This is a genomic window from Marseilla massiliensis (assembly GCF_016899955.1).
Classification (GTDB): Bacteria; Bacteroidota; Bacteroidia; order Bacteroidales; family Bacteroidaceae; genus Prevotella; species Prevotella intestinigallinarum.
Genome location: NZ_JACJJL010000006.1, coordinates 28220 through 44408 on the forward strand (window position 1 = coordinate 28220; position 16189 = coordinate 44408).

Consider the following 16189-nt stretch of genomic DNA (forward strand, 5'->3'; position numbering starts at 1 on the left):
AGCGGCGTTGAGCGACATGCCGATTGGTTGGCCATGGTGTCAACGCCGCCATACTGCAGCCGGGCTTGCGCCCCGTTTGCCGTTTCCAGGTTGTGTCTATAGCGTGTAAGATACTCCTATCGACAAGTAACCGCGCAGTTTGTTGTCCATGAATTCGGAGCGCGAGTCGTAATATCTTACTCCTATGCCGACGTTGGTGCCGAGGTCGCCCTTGCGTTTAGAAAGGCAGAGGTAGCCGTCGTAATATACGTATTTCCAGTCGTCGCTTTTCAGCGAAGCACCGCCCGAGGCTTTCAGCGACAGCGCACACGTGTTGAAGTGCAGCATCTCGAAGCAGGCAAAGGCTCCTGCAGTGTTGTTCTTGGCAAACGTCCGCGCGTCGCCTTCTTCCATGAGGGCTATCGACTGCTCTATGCGCAGCCCGGCTTTCAGCCAGTTGGTGAAGCCATAGCCAACGTCGAGGCCCAGTTCTATCGGCGCAAACGACATGTCGTAGAACGAAGAGTGGGCGTCGACACCAAGCGTCAGTTCTTTCTTTTGTGCCGGAGCCGCTGCCGCAAAGCATCCTGTTAGCATCATGATGAGTGTAAACCTCCGTATTTCCATAAGCGTAAACGGTTTTATTTGAAGAATATGTCAGTGTTCCATAACTTGGCGCTGCCGTCGGCCACGGATATTATTTATTGTATCGTGTGACCCAGCATGCCGTTTGCAATCGTTGTGCATGTTGTGTGCTTGCTTCACTTTTCCACCATTGCGTCATTGGTGCCAATGGCTGTTGCTTATGCGGGCGTCATGAGTGGAGCTGCTTCCTGTTTCATGATAGCAAGGTTTCAACCTGTAATAAATTGCGTTACAAAGTTATGGTTTTTGTGGAATTATTGCTCATATATTAGTTGAATTATAGTTGAATTGTGCTTTTCAACTTTTGTTCAACGGTGAATTTTTGCGCACGAATAACAGATTGTAATATATGGAATGTCAATGTTTACCTTTCAACAGCCATTTTGAAAGTTGACAACATGCAGTGATTTATTATCGAATATAATTCGGATGAATGTGTAATGTTTTGCATGAAATGCGAAAAAATGGCCATTGTTATGGTTTGTTGGGTAAATTTTTCTACCTTTGTGTTACTGTTTTAAGTTGGTTTACGACCAATTGACAAGGTCTTTCATGATAGAAATCTATTCTAATTGCGGATGAAGTCAATATTTATATTTCCTTTTATCCTGGTTTTGTCCAGCCTCTTTTCGTGCGGACATCAAGGTTATCCGTCTTCGCTTCTTATTGCCGACAGTCTTTGTGAGGCAAATCCTGACAGTGCCATTGCTTTTTTGTCTGGATTGTCTTCTCATCAATCTGAGTTTGACGACGATTCTCGTTGGTATTACAGGTTGCTTTGTCTTAAAGCCAAGTGCAAGGCTTATATAAAATATAATGAGGGTGATAAGGTTGAGGCCATGGCTGTATTAGACCATTACGAGAACAGTGGCGACCGCAATTTGTTGTCGCGTGCTTATTATTATGCGGGCAGTGTAGCCTATGATTTGGGGGATGCACCTGCTGGAGTAGAATATTTTCAACGTGCAATGGACGCATTGGCTGATACGACGGACTTGCAATTCCGCAGTGCTCTTAATTTCAGAATAGGTTTCTTATTGCTGAACCAAGGCGTGTATGCTCCTTCGTTAGATTATTTTAGAACATCATATCACTTGGAACAGATACGTAAAGACACTGCAATGATGGTTTATTGTCTCGAAAAGCAGGCTTTTGCTTATATGGATTCGCATAAGATTGATAGTGCGTTATTGTATTTTAATCGTGCCATATCATTAGCAAAAACTCAAAGAAACTCTCTGTTAGTTAAGCAGATAACAGCATCTTTGGCTTCTTACTATATAAAGAATAGTGAATATTCTATGGCTGATAGTTGTTTGGCACCATATATGGAGTATGTACATGATGCTGATAAAATGGTGTTTTATGGCCTTATGGCCGATGTATGCATGAATACAGGGAGATGTGATAAGGGCAATATGTATTGTTTATATTTATTAGATAAAGGGGATGTTTATTTCAAGCAAAAGGCCTGTCGGCTTCTTGTAATGTATCATTCGGCTCGGAATGACGTTCGCAATGCATCGCGATATATTGATTTGTATGACAAATACACAGACTCTGTAAGGGTGATTGAGGCTGCAGACGTGGTGGCCCGTATGAATGCGAGCTACAATTACAGCAACTATAAGACCAAGGCGGCCAATCTGGAAGTGGAGAATGCCAGGGCCAACATGTGGAAAATGCTTTATGGCAGCCTTGCTTTTGTGCTTGCGGCATTGCTGATAGTGGGTTTGTTGTGGGTTCGCAAAAGGGCCAAGGCGCGCGAAATGCGCTTCGAAATACTGAAGCGCGACATGGCAGAGCACAGCGATGCCCATATTAGAGAACTGGAGGGGCGCATGGCAGAGTTGCAATTGAAACTTGGCGAGGCCGAAAGGCATGGCGCACAACAGGCTCAGCAACTGGTTATGCAGCAGGCTCAGCTCGAAGCCCTTGTAGACATGGCAAACAGGCGGCGGTCAATCCGCACAACCATAAAGGAACGTCTGGCCGGTTCCTCAATATATATGATGGTGAGGGATGCAGCTGCTGCCGGTGCAATACTGTCTGATGCGGCATGGGATGAGCTTGATTCGTTTGTCAACGAACTGATACCCGGCTTTAAGGCGAGCCTTTATGGCATCAGCAAACTGAGCAAGCAAGACTACCACCTGTGCCTGCTTATCAGGCTCGGGGGGCTGAGCGGTACAGACATGGCCACGGTCATGGGCAGGACAAAGAGTGCGGTGTCGAAAGCAAAAACCAAGTTGCAAGAGCGTTTTATCGGTTCCGGTCGTGAGGCAGGTAACCTTGACGACTTCATTGCTTCGCTGTGATAACGCCATTAGGCAACTGTCGGCTTGCGTTGATACGGGCGAACCCTAAGCCAGCTTGATGGGCTTTGGTTACAGCCGACGGTTATAAGGCTCGCCAAATGCACGTTGTAGCGCTATGCGAAAAGCTGTGGCTTGGCTTGCCAACGGCCCGCTGTCGCAGTGTGTTGGCTGTCAGTTGGTTACACTGCCTTTGCGTCCGCGGCTTGTTCGGGAGAATAAAACTAAGCCCCGTCTGTGCCGTGGCCGTGACAGTTGACGGGCCGGCTCCACAGCCCCCTAAGCCTGTTGCAGGTGGTATATAGAGCCATTCGTCTGTCAATTGCGTTAAATATCGTGTACAATATAGCCAAAATACAGAAAAAAGTTATAACTTTGCAGTCGTCACGCACGGCCGTCTGCGGCTCGCCGACAAACAGGTAACGCCTGCAGGTTCGGCCCGCCAGTGTTCAGGCCGACATTAAACTATCAAATAACTATTATGGCAAGTACACCGGATTTCAAGTATGCCCCAATGTTCCAGTTGGGTAAGGATGAGACAGAATATTACCTCCTGAGCAAGGATGGTGTGTCGATGGGTGAGTTTGAAGGCAAGCCCATTCTCAAAGTATCGCCCGAGGCGCTGACCATGCTGGCCAATGCCGCCTTCCGCGACGTTAATTTCCTGCTGCGCCGTTCGCACAACGAGCAGGTGGCAAAGATACTGGGCGACCCCGAGGCCAGCGACAACGACAAGTATGTTGCGCTCACTTTCCTGCGCAATGCCGAGGTTTCGTGCAAGGGCAAGCTGCCTTTCTGCCAGGACACAGGCACGGCCATCATCCACGGAGAGAAGGGCCAGCAGGTGTGGACAGGCTTCTGCGACGAGGAGGCACTGTCGCTCGGCGTCTACAAGACATACACCGAGGAGAACCTGCGCTACTCACAGAACGCCCCGCTCACCATGTATGACGAGGTGAACACGCGCTGCAACCTGCCCGCACAGATAGACATCGAGGCCACCGAGGGCTGCGAATACAAGTTCCTCTGCGTGGTCAAGGGCGGCGGTTCGGCCAACAAGACATACTTCTACCAAGAGACAAAGGCCCGCATACAGAACCCAGGCACGCTTGTCCCCTTCCTTGTCGAGAAGATGAAGACGCTCGGCACGGCCGCTTGCCCGCCTTACCACATAGCCTTTGTCATCGGCGGCACATCGGCAGAGAAGAACCTGCTCACGGTAAAGCTCGCCTCGACACACTATTACGACAACCTGCCAACGACGGGCGACGAGACAGGGCGCGCCTTCCGCGACGTGGAGCTGGAGAAGCAACTGCTCGACGAGGCCCACAAGATTGGCCTTGGCGCACAGTTCGGCGGCAAGTATTTCGCCCATGACATACGCGTAATCCGTCTGCCGCGCCACGGCGCCAGCTGCCCGATAGGCCTCGGAGTGAGCTGCTCGGCCGACCGCAACATAAAGGCAAAGATAGACAAGGACGGTATATGGATAGAGAAACTGGACGACAACCCCGGCTCGCTCATACCCGAAGAACTGCGTAACGCAGGCGAGGGCAATGCCGTGCGCATAGACCTCAACCAGCCCATGAGCGAGATATGCAACATACTTTCGCAGTATCCCGTGGCCACACGAGTGAGCCTCAACGGCACCATCATCGTGGCACGCGACATCGCCCATGCAAAGCTCAAGGCCCGCCTTGATGCCGGCGAAGACCTGCCGCAGTACTTCAAAGACCATCCCGTGCTCTACGCCGGGCCGGCAAAGACGCCCGAGGGAATGCCCTGCGGATCGATGGGCCCCACAACGGCCAACCGCATGGACCCCTACGTAGACGAGTTCCAAGACCATGGCGGTTCGATGGTGATGATAGCCAAGGGCAACCGCACGCAGGTGGTCACCGACGCCTGCAAGAAGCACGGCGGCTTCTACCTCGGAAGCATAGGCGGCCCGGCTGCCGTGCTCTCGATGAACAGCATCAAGAGCATTGAGTGCGTAGAGTATCCGGAGCTCGGAATGGAGGCCATCTGGAAGATAGAGGTTAAGGACTTCCCTGCGTTCATACTTGTTGACGACAAGGGCAACGACTTCTTTAAGCAACTGAAGCCTTGGGCTCCCGTGTGCGGCAAGTAAATGCAATACATTAGTCCTCACCTCGACCCGGGGCGGGGACTATTTTCTTTACTGATAAGATATGAAAAAACTTGGATTGACATTAGCATCAATGGCGCTGCTCTTTAGCTCTGTCAGGGTGGGGGCAGTGCCGGCCCAGTCTGTATGGCGCACATTCACGCAGTCTGATGGCACAACAATAACCGTGCGCCTGTGTGGAGATGAGAACATGCACTACTACCTCACAGAGGATGGCGTGCCACTCTTGCGCGATGCCAATGGCGACTTCTGCTATGCCGATGCGTTGGGCTTCAGCCTGAAGTCGTCGGGAGTGGTTGCCCACGAGCAGGCCCGCCGTTCGCCCCAGGAGCGCAGGCAGGTGTCGTCGCTCGCTTCGGTTGAAGCCGTGGCCAAGCGTTCGGCCAGGGCTGCTTACGTGGCCAAGCGCCGCGCCTCAAGCCGTACGGCAACGAGGGCGCTGGCCGACGGCAGCGAGCATCGGGGCCTTGTGGTAATGATGGAGTTTCCCGACAAGAGGTTTTACGACGCTGACGCAAATGGCGTATGGGGCGACATACTCAACAAGGAGGGCTTCAACGACTTCGGGGCCAACGGCAGCGTGAGCGACTATTTTGCCGACCAGAGCGCCGGACTGTTCAACCTGAAGTTCGACATCATAGGCCCTGTCATGGCAAAGCACAACCGCAATTATTACGGAGCCGACTATTCGGGCACCAGCAGAGACTCGATAGGCATGATAGACATCCATGTCGGCGAGCTGGTGGTTGAGGCTTGCGATGCGGCAAAGGCCGCCGGAGTCAATTTCCGCGATTACGACTGGGATGGCGACGGCGAGGTAGACCAGGTGTTTGTGCTCTATGCCGGCGGCGGACAGGCCAGCACTGGCAATCCCACAAGCTTCATCTGGCCTCACGAATACTATGTGTCGGCCTACAGGCAGTGGCCCGACGGCTATGAGGTAGACGGAGTAAAGATAGACACCTATGCCTGCGGATGCGAGCTCTATGGCATTGAGACATACAACCGCGGTGAGCTCAGCGGCCTCGGAACGTTCTGCCACGAGTTCTCACACTGCCTTGGGTTGCCCGACTTCTACAATACTACAGGCGGAGACGACATGCTCGGCGATTGGGACCTGCTTTCCAGCGGGTGCTACAATGCCAACGGATGGTGCCCGCCAAACTATACCATACATGAGAAAGAGCTCAGCGGATGGGCCCAGGCCGTAGAGCTGACAGAACCGACTACGGTCACCGGGCTGCTGCCTATGAGCGACGGAGGCACCGCCTACAAGGTGCGCAACGACTGCTATGGCGACGTCGACGAGTATTACCTGCTCGAAAACCGGCGCAAGACAGGCTGGGACGCCTACGTGCCCGGCAACGGACTGATAGTGATGCATGTTGATTATGATGCCGATAAATGGTATTACAACAGCGTGAACGACGACGAAGACCACTTCGGCGTGGCCATCATACCGGCCAGCGGCATTTATGACCCCAACTCGTCGCGCGTGACTTATCCTTACAACAGGCGCGACTCGCTCACCGACAACTCTCGTCCGGCAGCCACGGTGTTCAACACCAACGTGCGCGGAACGAAATTCATGGGCAAGCCCATAACGCACATAAAGCGCGACGATGCTTCGGGCGAGGTGTCGTTCGACTTTATGGGCGGGGCCTACAACTCCGGCATTGTAACCGTCGAGACAGCCACCGACGGCTTGCTGGAAGGCAATCCTGCAACGGTGTTCGATGCTTCGGGCCGGTGTGTGGCCCGTGTCGACGCCTATGACGGGCTGCCAGGCATGCTGCCCGCAGGTGTATATATGGTGAAATCAAGTAACGGAACAACAATAAAAGTAATAAAACAATGACGGCAAAAGGCGGGAGGCTCTTCTCCCGCCGCCGTTTCAGCCCGGAAAGAAGTATATATTCACAAATCATTTAATGGACGAAATATTCATCATTATTGGCCTAATCCTACTCAATGGTGTGTTTGCCATGTCGGAAATTGCATTGATTTCCGCCCGAAAGTCGAGCCTTTCTACCGATGCTGACAGCGGGCTGCGCTCTGCGCGGTATGCGCTGAAGCTGGCGAAAGAGCCCGACCGTTTTCTTTCCACCGTCCAGATAGGCATTACGCTCATCGGAATCCTTACCGGTATCTACTCAGGCAACAAGGTGGCGGTCATCTTTTCTGAATGGCTCGCCGGCATTGGGGTGACCTCACATTACGCGTCTGTGCTCTCGCAGGCCATCATCGTGATTGTGGTGACCTACCTGACGCTTATCTTCGGCGAGCTTGTGCCGAAGCGCATCGGGCTCACCGTGGCCGAGAAAGCCGCCAAGCTGGTGGCCGTGCCCATGTACGGCCTGTCGCTTGTGGCCTATCCTTTCGTGTGGCTTCTGTCTAAGAGCACCTCGCTCATCTTCAGTCTTACGGGCCTGAAGGACAAGGGCAGCAAGGTGACCGAGGAAGAGATAAAGTCTATAATACGCGAAGGGGCCGAAGACGGAGAGGTGCAACCGATGGAGCAAGACATCATGCGGCGTGTGTTTCTCGTAGGCGACCTCGAGGTGGATGCCATAATGACGCATCGCAGCGAGATAACATGGCTCGATTGCTCGATGACGGCCAACGAGGTGAGAGAGATAATCAAGGAGAACATGTATGCCGTATACCCCGTGGCCGAAGGCGACCTCGACCACGTGAAGGGCATCGTTTCGATAAAAGACCTGTTTCTCACGCTCGGCAACAACGACTTCGACCTGCGCAAGATAATGCACAAGCCTACCTATTTCTACGAGAACACCGATGTGTACAAGGTGCTTGAAGACATGAAGGCGCAACACATAAGCACAGGGTTGGTGTGTGATGAATTCGGATCGTGCATAGGCATAATCACCCTTAATGACATTCTTGAGAGCCTTGTCGGCACGGTGCAGGAGCCGGCCGAGGAGGAACCGTACATCATACCGCGCAAGGAAGGCGAGGAATGGTTTGTCGACGGCCAATGCCCCATGTATGATTTCTTGAGCTATTTCGGCGAGGAAGACTTGCTCGACGACGAGGACTACAACACCGTGGCCGGGTTGTGCCTGTTCCAATTGGACCATGTGCCCGACTGCGGAGAGACTTTCGTGTGGGAGTCTTTCAAGTTTGAAGTCATCGACATGGACGGGGCGCGCATAGACAAGCTGCTGGTGACCCGGGTAAAAGAGCCGTCTAAGGAGCAGGACGATTGACCCCGGCAGGCCCTTCGGGGCCACTGTGGTTTGGTTGTGTTGCCGTGCTGGTTGGCTGCCGCCCTTGCCTGTGGCTTTGAGGCATGAGCCGTGGCGTAGAGGGCGGCAAGATGCCGGCAGCAGCATTGGAGCGATTTGAAAGCCGTGAAAATCGGCATTGCATATCCCCCTCGGTCTTGATGGCCGGTTAGGGGGTTAATCCTGGGTGCCGTGGCGGCACAGTTTGGCAATGGCACTTGCCGCCACGTGGCCCGTTGTCCATGCGGCCTGGAGGTTGAAACCTCCGGTGACGCCGTCGACGTCGAGCGCTTCGCCGGCAAAAAACAGTCCGGGGCAGGTGCGGCTCTCGAGCGTCGAGGGATTTATGCCGCCGAGCGCCACGCCCCCGCAGGTAACGAACTCTTCTTTGAAACGGCACTTGCCATCGGCATTATATATGTCGGCCGTAAGTGCAGCCGCCAGTTTGTTCATGCCTTTGCGGCCCATCTCTCCCCACCTCATGGCAGGGTTGAGCCCGCTTTTGCCTATTATGCGCATCCAAAGGCGGGCGTTCAGTTGCGCCGGATAAGCCGAAGCCAGTTGTTTCTTCGGGTTGTCTGCCGCCAGTTTGGCAATGGTCTCCATGGCTTCTTGTGCATTGCATTCGCCGAGCCAGTTGATGGCTATGTCGGCTTTGTAGCCGTTGGAATGCAACAGGCGCGCCGCATGGGCCGACAGCTTTAGTATAGCCGGGCCGCTCATGCCCCAGTGTGTTATCAACAGCGGCCCCGAGGCCTTCAGTTTCGTTCCGGTCATGCTTGCCGTGGCGTGCTTCACCACCGTGCCTGTAAGCCCGGTGATGCTGTCGCCGGGCAGGCACAGGCTGAACAGCGACGGCACCGGGGCCACCGTCTCCACACCCGTGGGCGCAAGCATGGCCATGCCTGCCGCCTTCGGACTGCCTCCGCTGGCCACAAGCACGATGTCGGCCTGCCGTGGCGCGAGCCCTTCGGCAGCGAAACTGATGCCGAACCTGTTGCAGCCGCTGGCGCCGCCAGGGGTGACAAGGCTCACCCTGTGGCCCGTTTCCAGCCTTACCCCGTTGCGCTCCATCAGGCGGAGCAGGGTGCCCACAATCTCCATGGCGTCTTGCGAGGCGGGAAACACGCAGCCGTCGGGTTGTGCCACAAGCCTCACGCCTTCGGCCTCAAACCATTGCCACGCATCGGCGGGCCCGAACTCTTTGAGCAGTCGCTTCATCAGTTTCTCGCCACGGGGATATACAGAGGCAAGGCTGCGCACGTTGTCGAACGTGTTTGTAAGGTTGCAGCGGCCTCCGCCGGTCACCGAGACCTTGGCCAGCGGCTTTCGGCCGCTTTCATATACAGTCACGTCGGCAGTGGGGCAAAGCCGCTTTATTTGTATCGAGGCAAAGCATCCGGCTGCCCCTGCCCCTATTATTGCTATCTTCATCGTTTGTCTGGTTATTTGCTTTTCCGGGCGGTGTGGCGGCCGTAGTGGCCCGCCTCGGCCGGGCCCGGTTTGTGGCCTACGCCGGCCCATCGGTCTGCAAACTTAATAAAAAATCGCGAGAAAAGCCTCGCCCTCTCCCTAATAATGCGCCGGCTGGCGGTAGGCAGGCCCCGTAAAAGCCCGCTTCCGCAGCAAAATGAGGTTTTGATTGCGCGTTTTTCGGCTGAAAATGGTTAACTTTGCCTTGGCCGGCTTAGCTCAGTGAAGAGCCGGGGGCGGTGGTGATGTGCGGTTGGTTCGGCCAGAAATCACCATGACTAAAATGCCGCTGTGCAACTGCCTGTATGCCAGCCACTTGCCGAATGGCCCGTTTTGCGTTTCCGTTCAGGTCGTTCTGCGTTCCCGTTCGGGCCGTTTTACACTGTGAAACGGCCTTTCCGGCAGGATTGCTCGGGCTGCGCTACGGTTGCAGGCGGTGGTCTGGGCTGCCAATCGGCGATATTGTCCCATGGCTGTTGCGTCCGGTTGCGGTGCTGGTTGGCCGTAGCCATTGCCGAAGTTGCATCGGGCCGGTGCGTGGCAAGGCGCATGCACGAAGCGTCATAGAGCGTGGGTGGGTTTGGTAATGATAAAAAGAATGCCGAGACAGGCATGCCGCGGTCTGACGGCCGTTTGGGGTAAAACGCGTAAAATGGATGTCTGCAAGTTGCCAAGCACTCATCGGTAGTTGACTGTAGTCAGGCTTCCTTACCGTCGCCCGTAGTTGGCGGACAACAGCCTTGGTGGGTGATGCAGGCTAACACGATGAACGGGGGCATCTGGTGATTGCTTCTTCAGGCTCATGCCGGCTGATTGCATTTGGCAGGATGCAGACATTCATAAGCCTAATCAGGCATAAACATACGTTTGAACATGAAGCTGACATACATTTATCATAGTGGTTTCGCGGTCGAGACAGAGCAGTGCGCCGTTGTCATAGACTTCTGGCAAGACCCTGCCGGCGTCATCGGGCCACTGCTCGCTGGCGGCAAGCCGCTCTATGTGCTTGCCTCCCATTTCCACGAAGACCACTTCAACCCCGCCGTGCTTGACTGGGGGCGCGGTCGGAGTGGGGTGACATACGTGCTGTCGAAGGATATCATGCGCCGCCGCCGCGCCCCAAAGGATGCGGCCCACTGGCTGGCCAAAGGTGGCAGCTATGCCGACGGCAACATTTCGGTCGGCGCCACGGGGTCTACCGACTCGGGCGTCTCGTTTGTCATCGACGTGGGTGGCTGCAGGCTTTTCCATGCCGGCGACCTTAACAACTGGCAGCCTTCACAGCCAGGGGCAGGCGTAGGCGACAGCCGGGCCGAGGCAATGTATCTCGGCGAACTGAAGGATGTGTGCAAGGTTGCCGACAGAGTCGACGTGGCGTTCTTTCCTGTCGATGCCCGCATAGGGGGCGGTTACATGCGCGGGCCGCGCCAGTTTTTGGAGCGTGTGCATACCTCGCTGTTTGTGCCTATGCACTTTACCGCTTCCGCGGCAGGCTCGGCGGCCGCTTTCGAGCCTGAGGCCTCGCCGCTGTGCGGCCGGTTCTGGCTGCCCTCATGCCCGGGCCAAAGCATCTGTGTCTGACGGGCGCCCTTTCGGTGTAGTGGCTGCCGTAGACTTGGCTCGGCCGGCATGGTGGCCGGGTGGCGTGCCGTTCAGTTGGCGCTGGTGGCATAAAGGCCTATGCATGTGCCGGTGAATCCTCCCGCGAGAGCCGTGCTCAGGCACGAGGCGTCGACCCCTCGGGCCAGCGTTTGCCATTGCCTGCCGTCGGCAGAGTAGTCGAAGTCGTAGTATCTGCCCCGTCCGCATATCCTGAGCCGCAGCGGCGACGCAGCCTCCGGGCCTGTGAGCATGGCCGTGGCCACCCTCACGCTGCCTTTCTCGGTGCGTGTCAGGGTTATGGCAGGGCGACCGTCCACCATGGTCTTGCCCATCACGATGTTGTAGTCTTCGTTTTGCAGCAGCACCATGCCGGCCAGGTCTTTCTCCGACTTAGGCTCAAAGGTAAGTTCGGTCTCGGCCGTGAAGTCGGTGTGCTGCTGCCTGGCGAACACAGCCGCGGGCGATTGGTGTTGCGATATGTTCACCGGCTTTGGCGTGATGGCCAGTCCGCGTGTCGTGCCGGTGGCATAGAAGTCGGTAGGGTTGCGCAGCATTACCCACCGGTGGTGCAGCCTGGCTTGCCTGAAACTGTCGGTGTAAGTGAAGTTGCCCGTCAGCAAGTCGCCTCCGGGTTGCAGCCCGGGCTTGTCGATTACTGTCTCGATGGTTTTCCCGGCCTTGAGAATGGTTGGCCACCCGTCGCTCCATGTCACTGGCAGCAGGTAGGTGTCGCGCCCGGTGTTGTACATGTCGGCTTCGTAAGGGCGGCATCCCAGGAACACGGCGTACCACTGTCCTTCGGGTGTCTGCACCAGGTCGGCGTGGCCGGCGCTTGTCACCGGGTCGGGGCGTAGCGGGTCGAGGCCATCCCTCTGGGTCAGTATAGGGTTGCCTTCGGCATATTCCTCCCACGGGCCTTCTGGATGCCTTGCCCTGAAAACTACTTCCGAATGCCTTGCCCCTGTTCCACCTTCGGCGCACATCAGGTAGTAATACTTGCCAATGCGGTAAAGGTGGGGGCCCTCAATCCATATCGGCTTTTGCTCAACATGGCTGCCCGAGCGTATTATTTCGACCTGCTCGCCCGTTGTGCTGTCGCCTTCGACGCAGAATTTGTGCAGCATGATGCTTCTCTCGCCGTCGTAGCCGCTGCCACCGCGCGGCTCGTCGTTGTTCACTATGTAAGCGCTGCCGTCTTTGTCGAAGAAAAACGAGGGGTCTATACCGCCCACCGTCGGCAGCCATATAGGGTCGCTCCAGCCTTCTTCCGGATTGGCCGACTTTACGAAAAAGTTGCCTCGGCCAACGTTTGTGGTAATCATGTAGAAGGTGTTGTTGTGCTCGTTGTACGCTATGGAAGGGGCAAATACGCCGCCAGACACCCCTTGGCCTCCGAGCGGGAGCTGCCCGGGCCTGTCGAGCACGTGGCCTGCCTGCTTCCAGTTTACGAGGTCTTTGCTTGTGAATAAGGGTACGCCGGGGAAGAATCCGAATGAGGAGTTGACCATGTAGTAGGTGTCTCCCTTTCTGCAAACCGAAGGGTCGGGGTAGAATCCTGCGAGTATGGGGTTGAAGTATTGGCGGGTTCGGTCTATGGGTCTGTCGAACCGTGTGTCGTTGCCGCTGTATCTGAAATAGTTGAAGCAGGCCTGCTGTTGTGCAGCTATTGCCGTTGTGGCCATCATTGCGGCAATCAGGGTTTGCAATTTGGTCTTGATAGTCATTGTTTTCAGTTTTGGTATGTTTGCAACAAAGGCAAGGCCGGCAGGCTTGCCCGTTGCAAAGCGCAGTTTATTCAGTGCAAATATACGAAAAAAACGCCACATACCACCATTGTGCAGTGTGATTTGCGTTTGCTTTTTTGCCTCCTTTGTGCTCAGTCTGGCTGCCCTTGCCATTGCCAGGGCACAAAAAAGCCGCAGTGGCTTTACCTTTTCGGTAATGCCTCTGCGGCGTTCAAGATGTAAGTAGGTGCCGTTGTCAGTTCCTGAACTGCAGCCCGGCGCCGTTGGCATCGATGATTATCGGCTTGTCGCGGTTCACTTCCTCAGCGAGTATTCGTTTCGACATGTCGTTGAGAACGTAGCGCTGTATGGCCCGCTTCACCGGTCGTGCGCCAAACTCAGGGTCGAACCCTACGTCGGCAAGGTAGTCGATGGCAGCGTCGGTCACGCGGAGTGTGAAGCCTTGCGGCTCAAGCATCTTGCTAACAGCGTTCATCTGCAGGCGCACCACATCGGCAATCTCGGCTTTGCTCAGCGGCTGGAACATTATTATTTCGTCGATTCGGTTCAGGAATTCCGGCCTGATGGTCTTCTTCAGCATCTCCATCACCTGCGTTTTCGTCTCTTCCACCACAGCGTTTCGGTTCGAAGCGTTGATGTTTTCAAACTGTTGCTGTATATATTGGCTTCCGAGGTTTGACGTCATAATGATGATGGTGTTCTTGAAGTTCACCGTGCGGCCCTTGTTGTCGGTCAGCCTTCCGTCGTCAAGCACCTGCAAAAGGATGTTGAACACGTCCGGGTGGGCTTTCTCGATTTCGTCGAAGAGCACCACGGAATACGGCTTGCGGCGCACGGCTTCGGTCAGTTGCCCGCCTTCGTCGTAGCCAACGTATCCCGGAGGGGCACCGATAAGCCGGCTTACGCTGAACTTCTCCTGATACTCGCTCATGTCGATTCGCGTCATCATCGAGTCGTCGTTGAACAGGTATTCGGCCAGTGCTTTGGCCAGTTCCGTCTTTCCCACGCCCGTAGTTCCGAGGAAGATGAACGAGGCTATTGGCCTCTTGGGGTCCTGAAGCCCTGCACGGCTGCGCCTTACGGCATCGCTGACGGCCGTTATTGCTTCGTCTTGCCCGATGACACGCTTGTGGAGCTCTTCCTCCAGATGCAGCAGCTTGTCGCGCTCGCTTTGCATCATGCGGCTGACGGGGATGCCGGTCCACCTGCTGACAACCTCTGCAATGTCGTCGGCCGTGACCTCTTCGCGCACCATGGCGTCGTCGCCTTGGGCGTTGTGCAGCTGCTTCTGTATTGCGGCGATGTCGTTTTCGAGCGCTTTCAGGCGTCCGTAGCGTATCTCGGCCACACGTTCGTAGTTGCCTTCGCGCTCGGCCCGTTCGGCCTCCAGCTTGAGATTCTCCATCTGCTGCTTGTCTTCCTGAATCTTGTTCACCAGTGTGCGTTCGCCTTCCCACTTGGCCCTGAACTGCTTTTCCTGGTCTTTGAGTTCGGCGATGTCCTTGTCGAGCTGTGCAATCTTCTGCTGGTCGTTCTCCCGTTTGATGGCTTCGCGCTCAATCTCCAGCTGTTTCAGCCGTCGTGTTATTTCGTCAAGCTCTTCCGGTACGGAGTCTCTCTCCATGCGGAGCTTTGCTGCTGCCTCGTCCATCAGGTCGATGGCCTTGTCCGGCAGGAACCGGTCGGAGATGTAACGCTCCGACAGTTTCACGGCGGCAATGCACGCGTCGTCCTGTATACGCACCTTGTGGTGGTTCTCGTAGCGCTCTTTCAACCCTCTCAGTATGCTTATGGCGCTCAGCTCGTCGGGCTCGTCAACCATCACGGTTTGGAAGCGTCGTTCCAGTGCCTTGTCCTTCTCAAAGTACTTTTGGTACTCATTGAGCGTGGTGGCACCAATGCTTCTGAGTTCGCCTCGGGCCAGAGCTGGTTTCAGGATGTTGGCTGCATCCATGGCACCTTCGCCCCCTCCGGCTCCGACAAGGGTGTGAATCTCGTCTATGAAGAGTATTATGCGGCCCTCACTCTTGGTTACTTCGTTGATGACGCTTTTCAAACGCTCTTCAAACTCGCCTTTATACTTGGCTCCGGCGACCAATGCGCCCATGTCGAGCGAGTATACCTGCTTGTCCTTGAGGTTCTCGGGAACGTCGCCCCTGACTATTCTTTGGGCCAGGCCCTCAACGATTGCCGTCTTTCCTGTGCCCGGTTCGCCTATCAGTATCGGGTTGTTCTTGGTGCGGCGCGACAATATCTGCAATACGCGGCGAATCTCGTCGTCTCGTCCAATCACCGGGTCGAGCTTGCCTTGGCGTGCCTCCTCTACGAGGTTTTTGGCGTATTTCTCAAGGCTCTGGTAGTTTTCGTCGGCCGATTGCGACTTTACGCTCTGTCCTTGCCGCAGTTCGTTGATGGCCGCCCGCATCTCTTTTTCGGTGCACCCGGCGTCTTTGAGTATGCGGCTTGCCGTGGAGTTTACCGTGAGCAGTGCCAGCAGCAACGGCTCTACGCTCACGAACTCGTCGCCCATCTTGCCGGAATAGTCGATGGCTTGCTGCAGAACGCGGTTCGACTCGTTGCTTAGATAAGGCTCGCCGCCTTGAACCCGTGGCAAGTGCTTGAGCTCTTGTTCGACAAGAATGCCTATCTGAGAGGCGTTGATGCCTAATTTTTGGAACAAGAAGTTGGTCACGTCCTTGGCTTTGGACATGATTCCTTTGAGCAAGTGCACAGGTTCAATCACCTGTTGCCCGCCTGCGGTTGCCGCGTTGACGGCTTCCTGTATGGCTTCTTGTGCCTTGATGGTGAATTTGTCTAATGTCATATTATGTCTCCTTTCTATTGTTTCTCTGTTTGGTTATCCGTCGAACATAGGAACAAAGAGTGTGCCCTGCGGCCATTTTATGACATTTTGGCAGAGCCCAAGCGCCATGTCGTGCGCTTGAGGCGTTGTTTGTTAAATGTTGTGGGTTGTGTTTCTATGTGCTTTCAGCCTGTTTCCAATCTGTTGTGTGAAAACATCAAGGCACTTGT

The 16189-nt window shown here is 55.2% G+C and carries 9 protein-coding genes; 5 read left to right on the top strand and 4 right to left on the bottom strand.

Translation table 11 applies throughout. The annotated features are described in order from the left end of the window. Positions 1 to 96: 96 nt before the first annotated feature. A complete protein-coding gene (locus H6B30_RS04820) occupies positions 97 to 606 on the bottom strand; it encodes a hypothetical protein (protein WP_205108469.1) in 510 nt (169 codons plus the stop codon). Between the two features lie 596 nt (positions 607 to 1202). On the opposite strand from H6B30_RS04820, the gene H6B30_RS04825 reads away from it, so the two are divergent. From H6B30_RS04825 to H6B30_RS04840, 4 genes are all read left to right on the top strand, one after another. Beyond that, positions 1203 to 2942: an ATP-binding protein gene (locus H6B30_RS04825; protein WP_205108471.1), complete on the top strand. Its 1740-nt coding sequence runs from the start codon at positions 1203 to 1205 to the stop codon at positions 2940 to 2942. A gap of 478 nt (positions 2943 to 3420) precedes the next feature. Further along, the gene (locus H6B30_RS04830; RefSeq protein ID WP_205108473.1) at positions 3421 to 5070 is read left to right on the top strand and encodes a fumarate hydratase; all 1650 of its coding nucleotides are present in this window, start codon (positions 3421 to 3423) and stop codon (positions 5068 to 5070) included. Positions 5071 to 5146: 76 nt separating this feature from the next. Continuing rightward, complete coding sequence (locus H6B30_RS04835; protein ID WP_205108475.1) at positions 5147 to 6946, top strand: M6 family metalloprotease domain-containing protein; 1800 nt, start codon at positions 5147 to 5149, stop codon at positions 6944 to 6946. 73 nt (positions 6947 to 7019) lie between these two features. Beyond that, the gene (locus H6B30_RS04840) at positions 7020 to 8318 is read left to right on the top strand and encodes a hemolysin family protein (RefSeq protein ID WP_205108477.1); all 1299 of its coding nucleotides are present in this window, start codon (positions 7020 to 7022) and stop codon (positions 8316 to 8318) included. Positions 8319 to 8513: 195 nt separating this feature from the next. Here the strand turns inward: H6B30_RS04840 and H6B30_RS04845 are convergent, their stop codons facing one another. Further along, the gene (locus H6B30_RS04845) at positions 8514 to 9770 is read right to left on the bottom strand and encodes an aminoacetone oxidase family FAD-binding enzyme (protein WP_205108479.1); all 1257 of its coding nucleotides are present in this window, start codon (positions 9768 to 9770) and stop codon (positions 8514 to 8516) included. 912 nt (positions 9771 to 10682) lie between these two features. On the opposite strand from H6B30_RS04845, the gene H6B30_RS04850 reads away from it, so the two are divergent. Then, positions 10683 to 11390 (top strand): MBL fold metallo-hydrolase, encoded by a 708-nt coding sequence (locus tag H6B30_RS04850; RefSeq protein WP_205108481.1) that lies wholly within the window; start codon positions 10683 to 10685, stop codon positions 11388 to 11390. A 71-nt stretch (positions 11391 to 11461) separates the two neighbouring features. On the opposite strand, the gene H6B30_RS04855 is transcribed toward H6B30_RS04850, so the two are convergent. Further along, entirely contained in the window at positions 11462 to 13135 is a 1674-nt protein-coding gene (locus H6B30_RS04855; RefSeq protein ID WP_205108483.1) for a glycoside hydrolase family 43 protein, read from the bottom strand. A gap of 256 nt (positions 13136 to 13391) precedes the next feature. Continuing rightward, a complete protein-coding gene (gene clpB / locus H6B30_RS04860; protein WP_205108485.1) occupies positions 13392 to 15980 on the bottom strand; it encodes an ATP-dependent chaperone ClpB in 2589 nt (862 codons plus the stop codon). Positions 15981 to 16189: the final 209 nt, after the last annotated feature.

Coding starts and splice junctions, on each gene's coding strand:
- H6B30_RS04820 (WP_205108469.1), bottom strand. CDS start 606: ATGGAAATACGGAGGTTTACACTCATCATGATGCTAACAGGATGCTTT.
- H6B30_RS04825 (WP_205108471.1), top strand. CDS start 1,203: ATGAAGTCAATATTTATATTTCCTTTTATCCTGGTTTTGTCCAGCCTC.
- H6B30_RS04830 (WP_205108473.1), top strand. CDS start 3,421: ATGGCAAGTACACCGGATTTCAAGTATGCCCCAATGTTCCAGTTGGGT.
- H6B30_RS04840 (WP_205108477.1), top strand. CDS start 7,020: ATGGACGAAATATTCATCATTATTGGCCTAATCCTACTCAATGGTGTG.
- H6B30_RS04845 (WP_205108479.1), bottom strand. CDS start 9,770: ATGAAGATAGCAATAATAGGGGCAGGGGCAGCCGGATGCTTTGCCTCG.
- H6B30_RS04850 (WP_205108481.1), top strand. CDS start 10,683: ATGAAGCTGACATACATTTATCATAGTGGTTTCGCGGTCGAGACAGAG.
- H6B30_RS04855 (WP_205108483.1), bottom strand. CDS start 13,135: ATGACTATCAAGACCAAATTGCAAACCCTGATTGCCGCAATGATGGCC.
- clpB (WP_205108485.1), bottom strand. CDS start 15,980: ATGACATTAGACAAATTCACCATCAAGGCACAAGAAGCCATACAGGAA.